13 protein-coding genes are annotated in these 15,384 nt (G+C 70.9%); 11 read left to right on the plus strand and 2 right to left on the minus strand.

Translation table 11 applies throughout. From position 1 onward, the window contains the following. The first annotated feature begins 117 nt into the window (after nucleotides 1-117). Nucleotides 118-633, plus strand: a complete 516-nt coding sequence (locus tag Amac_RS35255; RefSeq protein ID WP_155358753.1) for a DedA family protein — start codon at nucleotides 118-120, stop codon at nucleotides 631-633. Here Amac_RS35255 and Amac_RS35260 read toward each other — a convergent pair. Continuing rightward, a complete protein-coding gene (locus Amac_RS35260) occupies nucleotides 630-827 on the minus strand; it encodes a YegP family protein (protein ID WP_155358754.1) in 198 nt (65 codons plus the stop codon). The genes Amac_RS35255 and Amac_RS35260 overlap by 4 nt on opposite strands. A gap of 71 nt (nucleotides 828-898) precedes the next feature. Between Amac_RS35260 and Amac_RS35265 the strand changes: the two genes are divergently transcribed. Continuing rightward, nucleotides 899-1,723 carry a D-alanyl-D-alanine carboxypeptidase family protein gene (locus tag Amac_RS35265; RefSeq protein WP_246268935.1) on the plus strand — a complete coding sequence of 275 codons (825 nt, stop codon included), beginning with the start codon at nucleotides 899-901 and terminating at the stop codon, nucleotides 1,721-1,723. On the opposite strand, the gene Amac_RS35270 is transcribed toward Amac_RS35265, so the two are convergent. Continuing rightward, a complete protein-coding gene (locus Amac_RS35270; protein WP_174900265.1) occupies nucleotides 1,695-2,495 on the minus strand; it encodes a TrmH family RNA methyltransferase in 801 nt (266 codons plus the stop codon). The two genes, Amac_RS35265 and Amac_RS35270, sit on opposite strands and share 29 nt — an antisense overlap. 113 nt (nucleotides 2,496-2,608) lie before the next feature. Here Amac_RS35270 and Amac_RS35275 point away from each other — a divergent pair, with 113 nt between their 5' ends. The 9 genes from Amac_RS35275 to orn all read left to right on the plus strand — a co-directional run bounded on the left by Amac_RS35275 (nucleotide 2,609) and on the right by orn (nucleotide 15,328). After that, the gene (locus Amac_RS35275; protein WP_246268936.1) at nucleotides 2,609-3,247 is read left to right on the plus strand and encodes a cation efflux transmembrane domain-containing protein; all 639 of its coding nucleotides are present in this window, start codon (nucleotides 2,609-2,611) and stop codon (nucleotides 3,245-3,247) included. 505 nt (nucleotides 3,248-3,752) lie between these two features. Continuing rightward, nucleotides 3,753-5,534 (plus strand): substrate-binding and VWA domain-containing protein, encoded by a 1,782-nt coding sequence (locus Amac_RS35280; protein WP_155358757.1) that lies wholly within the window; start codon nucleotides 3,753-3,755, stop codon nucleotides 5,532-5,534. 191 nt (nucleotides 5,535-5,725) lie between these two features. Further along, nucleotides 5,726-7,324, plus strand: coding sequence for a sigma-70 family RNA polymerase sigma factor (locus Amac_RS35285; RefSeq protein ID WP_155358758.1), 1,599 nt, complete (start codon nucleotides 5,726-5,728; stop codon nucleotides 7,322-7,324). A gap of 145 nt (nucleotides 7,325-7,469) precedes the next feature. After that, nucleotides 7,470-8,006, plus strand: a complete 537-nt coding sequence (locus tag Amac_RS35290) for a hypothetical protein (protein ID WP_155358759.1) — start codon at nucleotides 7,470-7,472, stop codon at nucleotides 8,004-8,006. 236 nt (nucleotides 8,007-8,242) lie between these two features. Beyond that, the gene (locus tag Amac_RS35295) at nucleotides 8,243-10,420 is read left to right on the plus strand and encodes a serine/threonine-protein kinase (RefSeq protein WP_155358760.1); all 2,178 of its coding nucleotides are present in this window, start codon (nucleotides 8,243-8,245) and stop codon (nucleotides 10,418-10,420) included. Nucleotides 10,421-10,559: 139 nt separating this feature from the next. After that, nucleotides 10,560-12,182: a serine/threonine-protein kinase gene (locus tag Amac_RS35300; RefSeq protein ID WP_155358761.1), complete on the plus strand. Its 1,623-nt coding sequence runs from the start codon at nucleotides 10,560-10,562 to the stop codon at nucleotides 12,180-12,182. Further along, nucleotides 12,183-13,568 carry a protein kinase family protein gene (locus Amac_RS35305; protein ID WP_155358762.1) on the plus strand — a complete coding sequence of 462 codons (1,386 nt, stop codon included), beginning with the start codon at nucleotides 12,183-12,185 and terminating at the stop codon, nucleotides 13,566-13,568. A 19-nt stretch (nucleotides 13,569-13,587) separates the two neighbouring features. Next, the gene (locus Amac_RS55480; protein WP_218041475.1) at nucleotides 13,588-14,709 is read left to right on the plus strand and encodes a DUF2510 domain-containing protein; all 1,122 of its coding nucleotides are present in this window, start codon (nucleotides 13,588-13,590) and stop codon (nucleotides 14,707-14,709) included. 22 nt (nucleotides 14,710-14,731) lie between these two features. Beyond that, on the plus strand, nucleotides 14,732-15,328 hold the full coding sequence (orn, locus tag Amac_RS35315) for an oligoribonuclease (RefSeq protein ID WP_155345685.1): 597 nt from the start codon (nucleotides 14,732-14,734) through the stop codon (nucleotides 15,326-15,328). Nucleotides 15,329-15,384 lie beyond the last annotated feature (56 nt).

A 15,384-nucleotide genomic window follows, 5' to 3' on the forward strand; every position in this document is an offset into this window, starting at 1 on the left:
ACTTAGATGTACGCGCGGATGGTTGATCGGAGCTTGCCGTCCGCTTGCAGTTGCGGAACCGGCATTGATTAGGTAAGCCTGTCCTTAGGTATCGACGCGTTCCGGGGAGGTCGCACCATGGATAGCCTCTTCGGGATCGTCGACAGCGTTCCGTACTGGCTGCTGGTGCTGGTGGGCGGGATCGCCCTGTTCGGCGCGTTCCAGTTCTACTACTGGGGCGGCAAGAAGCTCGGCGCGAAGCTGCCCGAGACGCGGGTCGGGCGCAAGATCGGCAAAGAGCGCATCGCGAAGGTGGAGAACCTGGTCCGGCGGTGGGGCGCGCTCTCGGTTTTCGGGTGTTTCTGGGTGCCCGGCGGGCTGCGCCACACGCTGCCGTGGGTGGCGGGCGCGCTGCGGGTGAACTATCGCTGGTATCTGGTGGCGAGCGCCGTCGGCTGCGTGACCTGGGTCCCGGTGACCGCGTTCGGCCTGTACGCCGGGGTGTGGGCGTGGCTGAAACTGGCCGCGACCTCTCCCCTCTACGGGGGTCTGACGCTGGCCGCGCTGATCGCCGTCGTCGTGCTGCTGGTGTGGCGGCGCCGCCGGCGCGCGAACGCTCCGGCGGCGCGGGAGAACGAACCCGCCGAGGTCTAGATCCGGAGCGGCTCCAGCGCCGAATCGTCGATCTTGGCGTCCACCGCGTGCCGCCGCACGGCCTCCACCCCGTTCACGCACGCCGCCTTGCTGGCGTAGCCCTCGCTGACCGCGAGCGTCTGGCCGTTGCCCGCGACCAGCTTGAACCGGAAGACGCCGCCCTTGTCCTTGCTGATGATGAAACGTCCTGCCATCTAATCCCCCCCGAGACGAACCGGCTGTTTCGCAGCCTTACCCCGACCGGCCGGCATGCGATCATGACCACATGCGTATGCGCCTCGGGGCCCTCTTCGCACTGATTCTGATCCTCGCCTTTCCCGGCACGGCTGTCGCGGCACCCGCGCCTCCGGTCTCGGCGCGTGTCGCGTACCTGGTGGACGCCACCACGGGAACGATCCACTACGCCAAGCGGGAGACCCGCCGGGTTCCGGTGGCCAGCCTCACCAAGGTCATGACCGCCTACGTGGTCCGCCGGGAGTCCTCGCTGGACGACGTGATCAGGATCACCAGCGCCGACGTAAGCTACGCCGCCTCCCGGGGCGCCACCACGGGCGGGCTGCGCGCGGGCGAGCGCCTCACCGTGCGCGCCCTGCTGTACGCCCTGCTCCTCAACTCGGGCGCGGACGCCTCGCACGCCCTGGCCGAACGGTACGGCCCCGGCACGCGCAAGTTCGTGGCCAAGATGAACGCCGCCGCGCACCGGTTGAACCTGCGGAACACCCGCTACGTCAATCCGGACGGGCTGCCCGCGTCCGGGGCCTACTCGACCGGGCGGGACCAGGTCACGCTGGCCCGCGTGGCGATGCGGGACCCGGTGATCGCCACCATCGCCAAGACCAAGGCGCGCAAGTTCGGCCGCCACACCTGGCACAACACCAACGAGCTGCTGGGCCACGGCGTGATCGGCCTGAAGACCGGCTACACCAGCGCGGCGGGCTACTGCCTGAGCTTCGTGGCCACCAAGCTCGGCCACACCTACATGGGCGTCGTGCTCGGCGAGGCCACCGAGGCCCGGCGTTACGCCAGCGCCCGCACAATGATCGACTGGGCGGTCGGCCGGACTAGCGCAGCAGCGCGTGGCAAGCGATAGCGGCGGCGGCGACCACGTTGAGGGAGTCGACGCCGAGGGCCATCGCGTTCGGGCTCATCGGGATCGACACGCCGTGGTCGGCCTCCGCCAGCCAGTGCGAGGACAGGCCGTCGCCCTCGGAGCCCAGCAGCAGGGCGACCCGGTCGGCGAGGGGGATCTTGTCGATCGCGGGGGCGTTCTGGTCGGGGGTGAGGGCGAGGGTCTGGAAGCCCGCGCGGCGCAGGTCGGCGAGGCCGCCGTACCAGTCGGCCATCCGGGCGTACGGGATGGCGAAGACGGCGCCCATGGAGACCTTGACCGCGCGGCGGTAGAGCGGGTCGGCGCAGCGCGGCGAGAGCACGACCGCGTCCACGCCGAGCGCGGCGGCGCACCGGAAGATCGCGCCGACGTTGCCGTGGTCGACCAGGTCCTCCAGGACCAGGACGCGGCGCGCGGGTCCCAGCAGATCCTGGACGGCCGGGAGCGGCAGGCGGCCCATGGACGCGAGGGCGCCCCGGTGGACCTGGAAGCCGGTGATGTTCTCCATCACCGCGTCGGAGACCACGTAGACGGGCGCGTCGGCGGGCAGGTCGGCGAAGGAGGGCAGCCACTTGCGGGTCGTCAGCAGCGAGCGGAGCGGGTGGCCGGTGGCCAGGGCGCGGCGGATGACCTTCTCGCCCTCGGCCAGGAACAGGCCTTGTTCGCTCTCCAGCGCCTTGCGCAGGTCGGTGTCGCGCAGGCGGGTGTAGTCCGCGATCCGCGGGTCGGCGGCGGAGTCCACCTCGATGACCATCAGGCCAGCGTACCGTTGCCGCTCCTTTAAGCCATCAGTCGCCGATTACCTATGGTGACCGATACAGTACTCTCCGCTGCATGTGGCCGGATGGGCGACGATCGGAGGTCAAGGTGCCTGACCAGCGAACGCACGTACATCCGGCCGTGCAGGAAGCCGGCTGGCTGAGGGACGCGCGCCGGGCTCGCCTGTTGTCCGTGGCGACCCTCGGCTGGCTCGGCGCCGAGAGCCTGCTCGGGCTGTGGTCGGGGGCGCTGGCGCATTCGGTGGCGCTGGTCGGCTGGGGTCTTTCCGCGCTGGTCGAGGCACTGGCCAGCCTCATCGTGATCTGGCGGTTCACCGGCGCCCGGCTGCACTCGCTGAACGCGGAGCAGACCGCGTCCCGGGCGGTGGCGGTGAGCTTCTGGCTGCTGGCGCCCTATCTCGTGCTGCACGTGGCGCACGATCTGAGCCAGGGCTACCGGGCCACGCCGAGCACGCTGGGCATCGTGGTCACCACGATCAGCTTGGTGAGCATGCCCTTGCTGGGGGTGGCCAAGCGGCGGGTCGGGGCCAGGCTCGGCTCGGCGGCCACGGAGGGCGAGGGCACCCAGAACCTGCTCTGCGCGGTGACCGCGGCGGGGGTGCTGCTGGGGCTGGCGCTGAACACGATCGGCTGGTGGTGGGTGGATCCGGCGGTGGCGCTGATCCTGGCGGCGGCGGCCGTGCACGAGGGGCGCAAGGCGTGGCGCGGCCACTCCTGCTGCCACTGAAGGGTCACCACCGCGAGGTCGAGACCGGCCGCGCGGAGTTCGCGGATCACGCACTGGGCGCCGCCGGGGTCGGTCCAGGCGCGGCAGAGCCGTTCCTTCATCACGATTTCGCGTAGATTCGCCAGGCCGCGCAGGCTGTGCCGTACGGCGGGGGTGACTCCGGGCGGCGCGAACTGGATCAGTAACAGGTCACCCGGACGGCGCCTGACCACCACGTCTCGCGGCTCCCCCGGCGTCCCCTGCACAGCAACCCCTGCACCAAAACCCGAAATTTCGTGACCGTTGCCCATCACGATACATCGCGTCTTGGCCATGTCAAGATGTATCGCGTCCACCGATACAGACCAAATCTCTATATATACGGAAAGTAATCATTGCACTAGAAGTGCGGTTTTGCCGTTCTTAGGCTTGCCGCTATCGTTCCGTAAGCATTACGGAGAATCTCCCTATATGGCGTAACGCTGGCGCGTACCGTCGGGAGTCAATCGACACCAAAGAGGCCACCGTGGGCGGACGCCATCGCACCGATGAACTCGAAGGCGGCTACAACCCCTACCCGGAGCCCCCGCCGCGGCGGCGCGGTGGCGCGGGCAAAGTGCTGGTGCCACTGGCCGGCGCGGTCGCGCTCGCGGTGCTGCTCGGCGTGGCCGCGTACGTGGTGGTCAACAAGGAGGGCCCCGGCTGCGGCGTGGACAAGGTGGCGCTGAAGGTCGTGACGTCCAAGGACGTCGAACCGGCGGTGGCGAAGATCGCTGAGCGGTTCGGCAAGTCCGGCAAGACGGTGGACGGCAAGTGCATAGCGGTCACCGTCTCCGGATCCGACTCGGCGGGCGTGGCGGCGGCCTTCTCCGGGGTCGGCGACGCGCCCCGGCCCGACCTGTGGATCCCCGATTCCAGCCTCTGGCTGGCCGGGCTGCCCAAGGAGAGCGCGCCCGAGGTGCTCGGCAACGTGGCCCAGTCCCCCGTGGTGCTCACCGCGCCCAAGGCCGCCGCCGAGCAGCTGGCCTCCGCCTTCACCCCGAGCTGGACCGGCATGGTGAACGCCGCCAACGCCGCCAACCCCGACGGCCTGGCCAAGAAGGTCCGGGTGCTGGTGCTCGACCCCGGCCTGAACGCGGCCGGGCTCGGCGCGCTGGCCGCCGCCGCCGGAGTGCTCAAGGCCAGCGGCGGCGCCAACACCGACGAGCTGCTGGTGGGCGTGCTCCGGCAGCTGTCGGAGTCGAAGGTGACCTCCCCCGACAGCCTGTTCGCCACCCTGGCCAAGACCGCCAACCGGGTGCCCATCGGCGTCACCAGCGAGCAGTCGGTCTGGGCGTTCAACGCCAAGAACGACGCGGCGGCGGTGGCGCTCTACCCGGCCGAGGGCACGGTCAACCTGGACTACCCGGTCGTCAGCACGATCAAGAACGACGCAGCGGCCACGAAGGCCGCCAAGGAGTTCGTCACCGAACTGGGGTCCGCCGCGTCCAAGAAGACCATCCAGGAGTACGGCTTCCGCACCCCCGACGGCATCGGCAGCGCGCTCACCGCGGCCCAGGGCCTGAACCCGAAGGCCCCCACCGCCCTGCCGCTCCCCGACGCCAAGACCGTCACCACGCTGGCCCAGTCCTGGAAGCGGGTCAGCCTCGGCACCCGGCTGCTCTCCCTCGTCGACATCTCCGGCACGATGGCGCTGCCCGCCGACAACACCGGCGTGACCCGGATGAAGGCCATCTCCGATGTCGGCATCGAGGGCCTCAAGCTGTTCCCGGACAAGACCGAGATCGGCACCTGGGTCTTCTCCGACAACCTGAACGGCCAGAAGGTGGACTGGAAGGAGACGATCCCGATCGGCCCGCTGGCCCAGCAGCTGAACGGGGTCACCCGGCGCGAGCTGGTCGCCAAGAACCTGGCGGAGCTCAAGGCGATCCCGACCGGCAACACCGGCCTGAACGACACGCTGTGGGCCGCCTACCAGAAGATGACCAAGGAGTACCAGGCCGACAAGATCAACACGATCCTGCTCTTCACCGACGGCGTCGGCAACGACGACCCGTCCGGCGGGATCTCCAACGCCGGGATCCTGCAGCGGCTGAAGAAGGCCTTCGACCCGCAGAAACCGGTCAGCATCCTGATCATCTCGTTCAACACCGAGGCCGACGGGAACCGCACCCAGATGACTCGGATCGCCCGCACGACCGGCGGCACGGCCTACTTCCCGCAGACCGTGCTGGAGATCCGCAACATCTTCCTCAAGGGCATCGCCCGCCGTCTCTGCACCCCCAACTGCCCCAGCGCGGTGCAGTAGCGCGGTCCCACCAACACCACCGGCACGCCGGGTCCCACCAGGGGCCCGGCGTCCCTGTTTTCCCAGCTCATGCCACTTGGGCATGGATCAGTGCGCCGTAAACGCGCGTCCGGAAACGAGCGTCTTTTTCGTGTGGGGCCTGGCAGAGCACGCCGATTCCGTTACTGGTCCCGATCTCGGGGAGGACACCGTTGCCCGGATGGCCGAACGTCGGCCGCGCCGACGATCACCGTTTACTGGAGGCGCTGCGCCAGGCCGACGCGCACGCACCCGCCAGTCTCTACGACGCGTACGCGGACCGGCTGACCGACTACGCCTACACCTGCCTGCGCGACCTGGACGCCGCCGCGGACGCCGTGCACGACGCCATGGTCACCGCGCAGAGCTCGGTGCACCGCCTGAAGGAGCCGATCCGGCTGCGCGCCTGGCTGTACGCGCTGACCCGCTTCCAGTGCGCCGCCCGCTCCTCCGGCCGTACGGCCACGGGAGCGGCCCCGGCCGTGGAGGAGGCCGAGGACCCGGAGCTGAGCCTGGCCGTGCACGAGGCGCTGGGCGAGCTCAGCCGCCAGGAGCGCGAGGTGCTCGAACTGACGCTCCGGCACGGTCTTGCCCCGGCGGAGGTGAGCGCGGTGCTCGGGCTCACCGCGCGGCAGGCCGCCCAGCGGCTGACCCGGGGCGTCGACCATCTGGAGAACGCGGCCGCCGCCGTGATCCTGGCGCGGGTCGGCCGGGCGCACTGCCCGCAGGTGTCGGCCCTGCTCGACTCCTGGGACGGGCCGCTCAGCGCGCTGCTGCGGCAGAAGCTGACCCGGCACATCGCGGGCTGCGAGGTCTGCGCGGAGGGCCGCAAGAAGCACGTGGCGGCCGGGCGGCTGCTGGACCTGGTGCCGATCATGTATCCGCCGCTGTCGCTGCGCCGCCGGGTGGTGGACACCTGCGTCAACCCGGACCGGGACCAGACCCGGGTGCTGATCACCGAGCGGGCCGACCGGTTCGACCGGGAGGGCTTCCCGGTGACCGCCGAGTTCCGGCAGAAGCGGGGCCGCCGGGCCGCGCCCGACCGGCGCAGGGCGCGGGGACGGCGCAAGGTGACGCCGATCGTGGCCACGCTGGCCTGCGTGGTGGCGGCGGCCGGGTCGCTGGCCTGGGTCAGCGGCCAGGACGCGGCCGGCAGCATCAGGATCGAGGCGATGCCGCCGCCCAGCACGCAGCCGCAGCTGGACCTGCCTTCCGATGGATCGATCCAAGATCCTGAGGAGACCCCGGCGGAGATCCCGTCGGAGGATCCGCCGGAGAGCTCCACCGCCGCGCCGGGCTCGGCCCCCGCGGTCCAGCCGACCCCGATCTCCCAGCCCAGGCCGACGCCGACGCCCACCAAGAGCCGCACGGCCCGGCCCACCTCCCCCGCGCTGGGCCTGAGCTGCCCCGGCGACATCGGCGACACCACCGGCGACGTGATCTGGCTGACCGCGCGCAACGCCGCCCTGTCCTGGACGGCCACCGTCTCCGGCGGGGCCACGATCTCGGCCAGGAAGGGCCGGCTGAAGGCGGGCGCGACCGGCAGAGTGACGCTCACGGTGAGCGAACCTGGCGAGGCGGGGAGCGCGACGGTCGCGTTCCGGTCCGCGGGCGGCAATCCGGTGTGCAAGGTGTGGTGGCGCGGCGAGAACGCCCAGACGCCGCCGGACGGCGTGCCCCAGCAGACGACGACCCCGCGCGCGCCGAGCCCGTCGCCGACGGTGTCCGCGTCCCCGACGCCGACCGTGCCCGCCGCGAGCGAGCCCACATAACCCCCCGAACACGTCCAGAGATCATAAGTTTCGCGCAGAGATCACAAGGGGAGAAAACAGGCGACCAAGGACATGAGGGGGCACAGTGGCCCAGGCATGGCTACCCGTTGCCAGTCGAATTCCCGCTCCCCAGGACGCCGGCCCCATGAACGGCGGCGCGCCTCGGGTGGTCTGGTTCATCTGGCCGACCGACCCACAAGGGATCTCGGCCAAATCCGTCGCTCAGCGGCTCGTCCAGCTGAACCGCCCCGCGCACCTGGTGTGGAACCCGGTGCTCGGGCAGATCGTCCAGCAGCTCCCGCCCTCCCGGGCGGCCTGCGGCCTGGGCGGCGACCTGAACCGGCATGGCCGGGCGTGCATCCAGATCAGGGTGCTCGGCTCGGTACAGGAACCCTTCACCGACAGCAAGCTCGACGGGCTGGACGAGATCCTGGCCTGGCTCGACTCCTGGGAGGTGCCCCGCCGCTGGCCGGCCGGTCCACCCCTGCCGTTCCCGCACTCCCTCGCAGGCGGAGGCGATGGCCGCCTGTGGGCGCGAGGAGGGCATTTCGGCCACTCCCAGGTGCCGGGGGCCCGCGAGGGCGATCCGGGCGCGATCGACGTACGGCGCATCCTGGGCACTCCTGCCCTTGAGGTGCCCCGCCCACGCGAAGAGCTCCGCCTCCTGGAACGCGTGATCTAGGGGTACGGCTGCCGCCGACGGCTCGACCGTTCTCTTTGGCGTTCCCTTCGACGCGCGAAGTGGTCCTGTCCAGAGTGGTCCATTGTTCTTACAAAAACGGACATAGTCCGAGAGGTCTCCTTTTGTCGCCCTAACGTTGATCCGCTCACGCGGCGTCACACGTCAATTCCGAACAATCCGGTCAACCGATCGGTTCGGCAGGGCGTCTACTTCATGCACCACCACAGGAGGCCTCCATGGTTCCCCCCGGCGACTGGCGCGTACCCGGCTATGCCGAGGTGCGCACTCTCGGAGTCGGCGGCGGAGGCCGAGTCGTGCTCGCGGTGCACGAGGCGTCCGGCGCCCATGTGGCCATCAAGTACCTCTCCGAGGACTTGCGTGGGCAGCCGGGCTTCCTCGACGGTTTCCGCGACGAGGCCCGCCTGCTCGTCGAGGTCGACGACCCGCACGTGGTGAAACTGTACGAATACGTGCAGACACCCGAAGGCGCGGCCATCGTGATGGAGCTGATCGACGGCGCGCCGCTGCGCGCGCTATTGCGGGCCGAAGGCGGCACCGGGGCCGAGGCGGCGCTGGCCGTGCTCAAGGGCTCGCTCCTCGGCCTGGCCGCCGCCCACCAGCGGGGCGTCGTGCACCGCGACTACAAGCCGGAGAACGTGGTCGTCCCGGCCGACGGCAGCAGCAAGCTGGTCGACTTCGGCATCGCGGTGAAGGCGGGCGACGCCGGCACCCCGGCCGGGACCCCGGCGTACATGGCGCCGGAGCAGTGGGCTGGGCATCCGGCCTCCCCCGCCACCGACGTGTACGCCGCCACGGCGGTGTTCTACGAGTGCCTGACCGGGCGGCGGCCGTACCAGGCGACCGAGCATGTGGTGCTGATGCACATGCACCAGACCGCGCCGATCCCAGCCGGGGACGTGCCGGTGCCGGTGCGCGGCCTGATCGAGCGGGGCATGGCGAAGGACCCGCGCCTGCGGCCCGCCACCGCGGCCATGTTCGTGGCCGAGCTGGAGGCGGTGGCCGTCGCCGCGTACGGGCCCGACTGGGAGGCGACGGGCCGCCGCAAGCTGGCCGCGCTGGCCGGCCTGGCCGCGGGCCTGTTCCCGATGGGCGGCGGCGGGAGCGTGCCGCAGGTGGGCACCACGCTGTTCAAGTCCTCGCTCGGCGCGTTCGGGCGCAGCCTGCTGGGCAAGGTCGTCATCGGCGCCGTGGCCCTGGTCGTGGCGGGCAGCGGGATCACCGCGTACGTCCTGGGCTCCAGCGACGAGCCGATCAAGGACGTGACCCCGGTGGTGGCGGAGGAGCTGCCGTCGCCGACCGCGGAGTTCACCGAGGAGCCGACGGAGGAACCCACCGAGGAACCCACCCAGGAACCAACCGAGGAACCCACGGAAGAGCCGACCGAGGAACCCACCCAGGAACCGACGCCTGAACCCGATCCGACGCCCACCCCCACCCCCACGAAGGACGCGCCGACCAAGGTGCTCGGGGTGAACGTCGGCGGTCTCTCGCTGGCCTCCTCGGCGTCGGCGCCGCTGGCCAAGGGCACGGTCTCGGTGGTCACCGACGGCGTCGCCAAGACCACGCTGACCGTGAAGTTCACCGTGAACGGCAAGGTCGTCGGCTCCCAGTCGATGGCGCTGAGCGGGGCGAAGAAATACACCAAGGCGGTCAGCCGCGACCTGGGCACCCGGCCCTGCGCCGGCACCTGGGGCATCGTGGCCACCACCAGCCCGGCCGCCGCCACCGGCGCCGTGACCGCCACCGCCAAGGTCGCCGCCTGCCCGACCCAGGTGACCGACCTGGCCGTGCAGTCGGTCGCGATCGACAAGAGCGGCAAGACCGCCACCGCGACCGTCAAGGTGGCGACCGACGGCACCGGCCGGATCGAGCTGAACGGCGACTTCACCGGCGCGAGCCAGTCCTCCACCCTGCAGGCGCTGCGCCTGTCCGGCCAGCGTTCCTACACCAGGACCTTCACCTACACCTTCCCGAAGGCGGTCTGCACGGGCGCGGTGGGCTTCACCGCGAGCACCGATCCGGACGGACCTTCCGGCAGCGTGCGGAAAGAGGTCAAGGCGGACTGTGACCCGCCCAAGGTCATCGGCCTCGCGGTGAGCCTGGGCGGGCAGCGGGACGGCAACGGGAACATCACGAGCACGGTCCGGGTGACCACGGACGGCCCGGGCCCGGTCAAGCTGACCACCACCTACGCGCGCGGCGAGGGCGGCTCCAACCCGGTGAACACGCAGACCTTCGCGCTGTCGGGCGAGACCAGCTATTCGGTCACGGTGACCTTCGACTTCGGCACGCTCTGCGACACCTACTACAGCCTGGCCGCGGTGACCGACCCGGCCTTCGGCCGCGCGCCCACCCGAGACCAAAAAGTCGCCAATTGCGCGATCATCCAATGACATTTCGTCACGTACGCCACAATGGTCTCTTTCTGACACCATCCACGACTATGTCGTGACTATTCGCTTCACCGTCTTGTGGATCACTAGGATACGTGTTCGTCGTGGCGGGGGGCCCGGGGATTGTAAGGAGACCGTTATGTACGGCAGACCGGCCGCCTGGCGCGTTCCCGGCTACACCGAGATGCGCGAGCTGGGGACCGGCGGCGCGGGGCAGGTGGTTCTCGCCAGACACGATGCCGACGGCACGCTGGTGGCGATCAAATACCTGTCCGAGGAGCTGCGTTCCGACCTGAGCTTCGTGGCCCGCTTCCGGCACGAGGCCCGCCTGCTCGCGCTGATGGAGCGCAACCCGCACGCCGCCAGATTCTACGAGTACGTCGAGCACCCCCAGGGCGCCGCCATCGTGATGGAGCTCGTGGACGGCGTCTCGCTGCGCGCGATGCTCCGCTCCGAGGGCCCGACCGGTCCCGAGGCGGCGCTGGTCGTGCTCAAGGGTGCGGTGATCGGCCTGGGGATCGCCCACGAGATGGGCATCGTGCACCGGGACTTCAAGCCCGAGAACGTGATGGTGGAGGCCGACGGCCAGAGCAAGCTGGTCGACTTCGGCATCGCCGCCCGGGCCGGGGAGGGCACCAACGTGTCCGGCACCCCGGCGTACATGGCGCCGGAGCAGTGGTCCGGCGCGTCGGCGGGCCCGGCCACCGACGTCTACGCGGCCACCGTGGTGTTCTTCGAGTGCCTCACCGGCACCCGGCCGTTCCGCGCCACCAACCTGGCCGCGCTGGCCCGCCAGCACCAGGCCGCCGCGCCCCCGATCGAGGAGGTCCCGCCCCAGCTGCAGGGCCTGATCGAGCGCGGCATGGCCAAGCATCCCGCGGACCGCCCGCCCTCGGCCGAGTCGTTCCTGCGCGAACTGGAGGGCGTCGCCGCCGACGCGTACGGCGACAACTGGGAGGAGCGCGGGCGGCGCCGCCTGGCCGCGCTGGCCGGGCTGCTGCTGCCGTTCTTCCCGCTCACCGAGGAGGCCCCCGAGGTCAACACCGCCCTGGGCGAGAGCAAGCTGGGCGGCGGCCTGTTCAGCAAGGCGATCATAAAGATCGGCATCACCGTGGTCGGCATGGCCGTCATCGCCGGGGGCACCGCGGTGGTGGTCGGGTCGCTCAGCGGCACCACCCTGCAGGCCGGGGAGACCACGGTCTCGCCGACCGCCTCGGCGGTGGACGCCGAGGTGCCGGTGGAGGAGGTCGAGGACACCGAGGAGCCGGTGGTCCCGGAGGAGTCGACGGCACCGGCGGAGGACCCCACCGACCCCGCCCCGCCGACCACCGCGCCCACCACCCAGGCTCCGCAACCCCAGCCGACCCCGACGCCCAAGCCGACCAAGAAGCCGACGCCCAAGCCGACCAAGAAGCCGTCGAAGTCGCCGACCCCGGAGGCGCCCGACCCGACGGCGACGATCCCCGGCAACCCGCCGAACCCCACCCCGTCGCGGACGCCGACGCCGACGCGGACGCCCCCGCCGTCCACTCCCCCGCCGACCACGCCGCCGCCGACCACGCCGGCGCCCAGCACCGAGCCGCCGACCACGCCGCGGGAGGAGCCGACCGTCGGGCTCGCCAGCCCGGACGCCGCGCCCAGCGAGAGCCCGCTGGCCACGACCGCGGCTGGGGTGTTCGCCGTCGGCCTGATGACGACGGGCCTGATTCCCGCCACACTTGCCGTGAGGCGATTCGTGGGAAGGCATCGGAGGCGGCGGTAAATGCACGACGGGGGGAGCGTCGCCGGGCACCGGCTGACCGGGCGGGTCCGGATCAGCGAGGTCGGCACCTGGCATGACGCGGTGGCGCCGGACGGCACTCCGTCCGGCCTGCTGCGTTTCGAGCAGCGCCTGCTGGCCGATCCCGCGGCGCGGGACCGGCTGGTGGCGGCGGTCAGCGCGGACCGGCGGCTGCAGCAGGGCGGGCACACCGGCCTGCTGCCGGTGGCCGACCTGGTGACCGCGCGCGGCGACGTCTGGCTGATCAGCGGGCGCCGGGCCATGCCCACGGTGGCCGAGCTGCTGGTGGACGGCGGGCGCACGCCCGACTCGGGCAGCGCCGCCACCATCCTGGTGGAGTCGGCCCAGGCCCTGCTCACCCTGCACGCCGCCGGTCTCACCCATGGCGCGCTGCACCCGGGCACGATCGTGATCGGCGAGGACGGCACGGCCCTGCTGGCCGAGCGCGGGCTGCTGGAAGCGCTGCGCAGCGAGCCCACCTCGGTGGAGCGGGACGTGGCCGCCTGGTCGGGCCTGGCCAGGGGTCTGGCCGCCAGCTGGGCCGCCGGCCAGTCCGCGCAGTTGCTGGACCGGGCGGCGGCGATGGCCGCCACCCGGGGTCTGAGCGCGGCCAGGGACACCCTGCTGGGCGGGCGGGACGTGCTGCCGGCCGGGTTCACCACCCGCGAGCGGCTGGTCCAGACGCTGCACGTGTGGTCCTCCGCCAGCGTGCCGACCTCGCCGCCCCCGGCCGCCGTGCCGGAGACGGGCGAGATGCGCACGCTGCTCGACCCCGCCGTGTTCCGCGGCCAGGACCCGACCCAGCCCGGTCCCCGGTCCGGTCCCTCGGACGGGCAGGGCCTGCGGTTCGGTCCCGGGGTTCCGGTCGAGACGTCGGCCGCGCAGATCTGGCGGCAGGGGCAGTCCACCCAGCACACTCCCGACCTGCGCGGCCACGTGGGCCCGGTCGCGGCCAAGCGCCCGTCCCGGCGGCGCACCGCCTGGGCGGGCAGCATCCTGCTGGCCATCCTGGTCGCCGCGGTGATCCTGTGGATCCGGCAGGCGCCCGGGCTGGTCCTGGAGGTGGCCAAGGTGGACGTGCGGGCTCCGAAGAAGGTGCAGGGCTGCGACTCCACCGCCAAGATCGTCGCGTTGGTCAGCACCAACGGCGGCGCGGGGACCTTCTCCTACGTGTGGGAGCAGAGCGACGGGCGCAAAACCCGGCAAACCCAGCGGGTGGAGTCTGACACGAAATCGGTGGAATTGCCGCTGCTCTGGAAGGTGACAGGGCCGGGTACCCTCAAGGGCACCGCGACCCTGCGGATCCTGGATCACACCGCTACCGGGAAACCCATTCAGGACAGAGCGAGCTTCTCGTACAAATGCTGACTTCACTAGGCTTTCGGGCATGACGACGACCCCGGCCGGTTGGTACCCCGACCCTTACGGCTCCCCCCAGCTTCGTTGGTGGGACGGTTCGCAGTGGACCGATGCCACCCATCCGCTTGAGCAGCAGGCCGCCGCGACGACTCCAGCCGATCCCGCGGCGGCGGCGCCCACGGCGGTGCAGCCGCTCCCCGGACCGTCGACGCCCCCGGCACCCACGACACCGTCGACGCCGTCGACGCCCTGGACCCAGCCGAGCGGCCAGCAGCCGCAGCAGCAGTGGGGTCCCGGACCTGGCGGGCAGCCGCAGTGGGGGCAGCCGAACCCGACCTCCATGCTGCCGCAGCCGCAGTTCGGGCCGCCGAAGCAGAGCTCGCCGGCGCCGTGGATTCTGGGCGGGATCGCGATCGTGGTGGCGCTCGCCCTGATCGGCGGCGCGATCTTCGTGTTCGTGAACAGGGGGGAGGAGACGCCCGTCGCGCAGCCCAGCACGACCGAGCCGGCGCTGCCGCCGGAGACCCAGCCCCAGGACCCGCCGAGCGAGGAGCCCTCGCCGCAGCCCAGCCAGCAGCCGCTCACCGAGCTGCCGCAGCCGAGCGGGGACCGGATCCAGGACCCGGTGGCCGGGTTGTCCTACCTGTTCCCCGGTGATCCGTGGACGGTGCCGAAGGCGGACAGCATCAACTCCCCGAGCAATCCCTCGATGCCGGTGTTCACCAGCGGCTACCAGGCGATCTCGCAGGAGAACTTCGACGGCAACGAGGGCAACCACTGGGTGGGCTCGATCTACGCCGCGCGGTTGCCCGAGGTGTTCCCGTACAGCGGGCCGCAGGATCTGCGGAATGTGACCAGTGCGCTGCTCGTCGCGTACGAACCGATTTTTTACCGTCCGGCGCACGAGCGGAAGATCGTCAAGAATGAGGCGATCAAGGTGAGCGGGAAGGATGCTTGGGTCGTCTCGTACGTGATGGATTTCACCGAGCAATCCAAGGCCAACAACTGGAAGTGGAAGACCGAGCCGGGCGCGTTCGTGCTGGTGGATCAGGGTCCGGGGCAGCGACCTTCCCTGTTTTACGCCTCGATTCCCGACAATCTCAACGTGTCCGTACTTGACCAGGTGCTGGACTCGCTCCAAGCGGGCTGACCACGCGCACTACTCTTAGGTCATGAACGACCTGCTGGTCTGGATCGACTGTGAGATGACCGGGCTCGACCTCGGCCGGGACGCGCTCGTCGAGGTGGCCTGTGTGGTCACCGACGGCGAGCTGAACCAGGTGGACGCCGGGGTGGATGTCGTGATCAAACCGCCGCCGGAGGCGCTGGAGCAGATGTCGGAGGTCGTGCGCTCGATGCACACCGCCTCCGGGCTGCTGGAGGCGCTGGCCGAGGGGGTGACGCTGGCCGAGGCCGAGTCGATCGTGCTGGAGTACATCCGCGGGCACGTGGCCGAGCCGAAGAAGGCGCCGCTGTGCGGCAACTCGATCGCGACCGACCGTTCGTTCCTGGCCCGCGACATGCCGATCGTGGACGCCTTCCTGCACTACCGGATGATCGACGTCTCCTCCATCAAGGAGCTGGCCCGGCGCTGGTATCCGCGGGTCTACTTCGCCTCGCCCGAGAAGCAGGGCGGGCACCGGGCCCTGGCCGACATCACCGAGAGCATCCGGGAACTGCGGTACTACCGGGCCGCGGTCTTCGTGCCGCAGCCCGGTCCGGACTCGGCCACGGCGCGCGACGTGGCCGAGGCGATTACAAGTTCGTAGTTGGCACCTGAAACCGCTACACTCATCCTTGTACGCAGCGATCAAGCGGCGGACAT

Origin of the sequence: Acrocarpospora macrocephala, assembly GCF_009687865.1 — a bacterium.
Taxonomy (GTDB): domain Bacteria; phylum Actinomycetota; class Actinomycetes; order Streptosporangiales; family Streptosporangiaceae; genus Acrocarpospora; species Acrocarpospora macrocephala.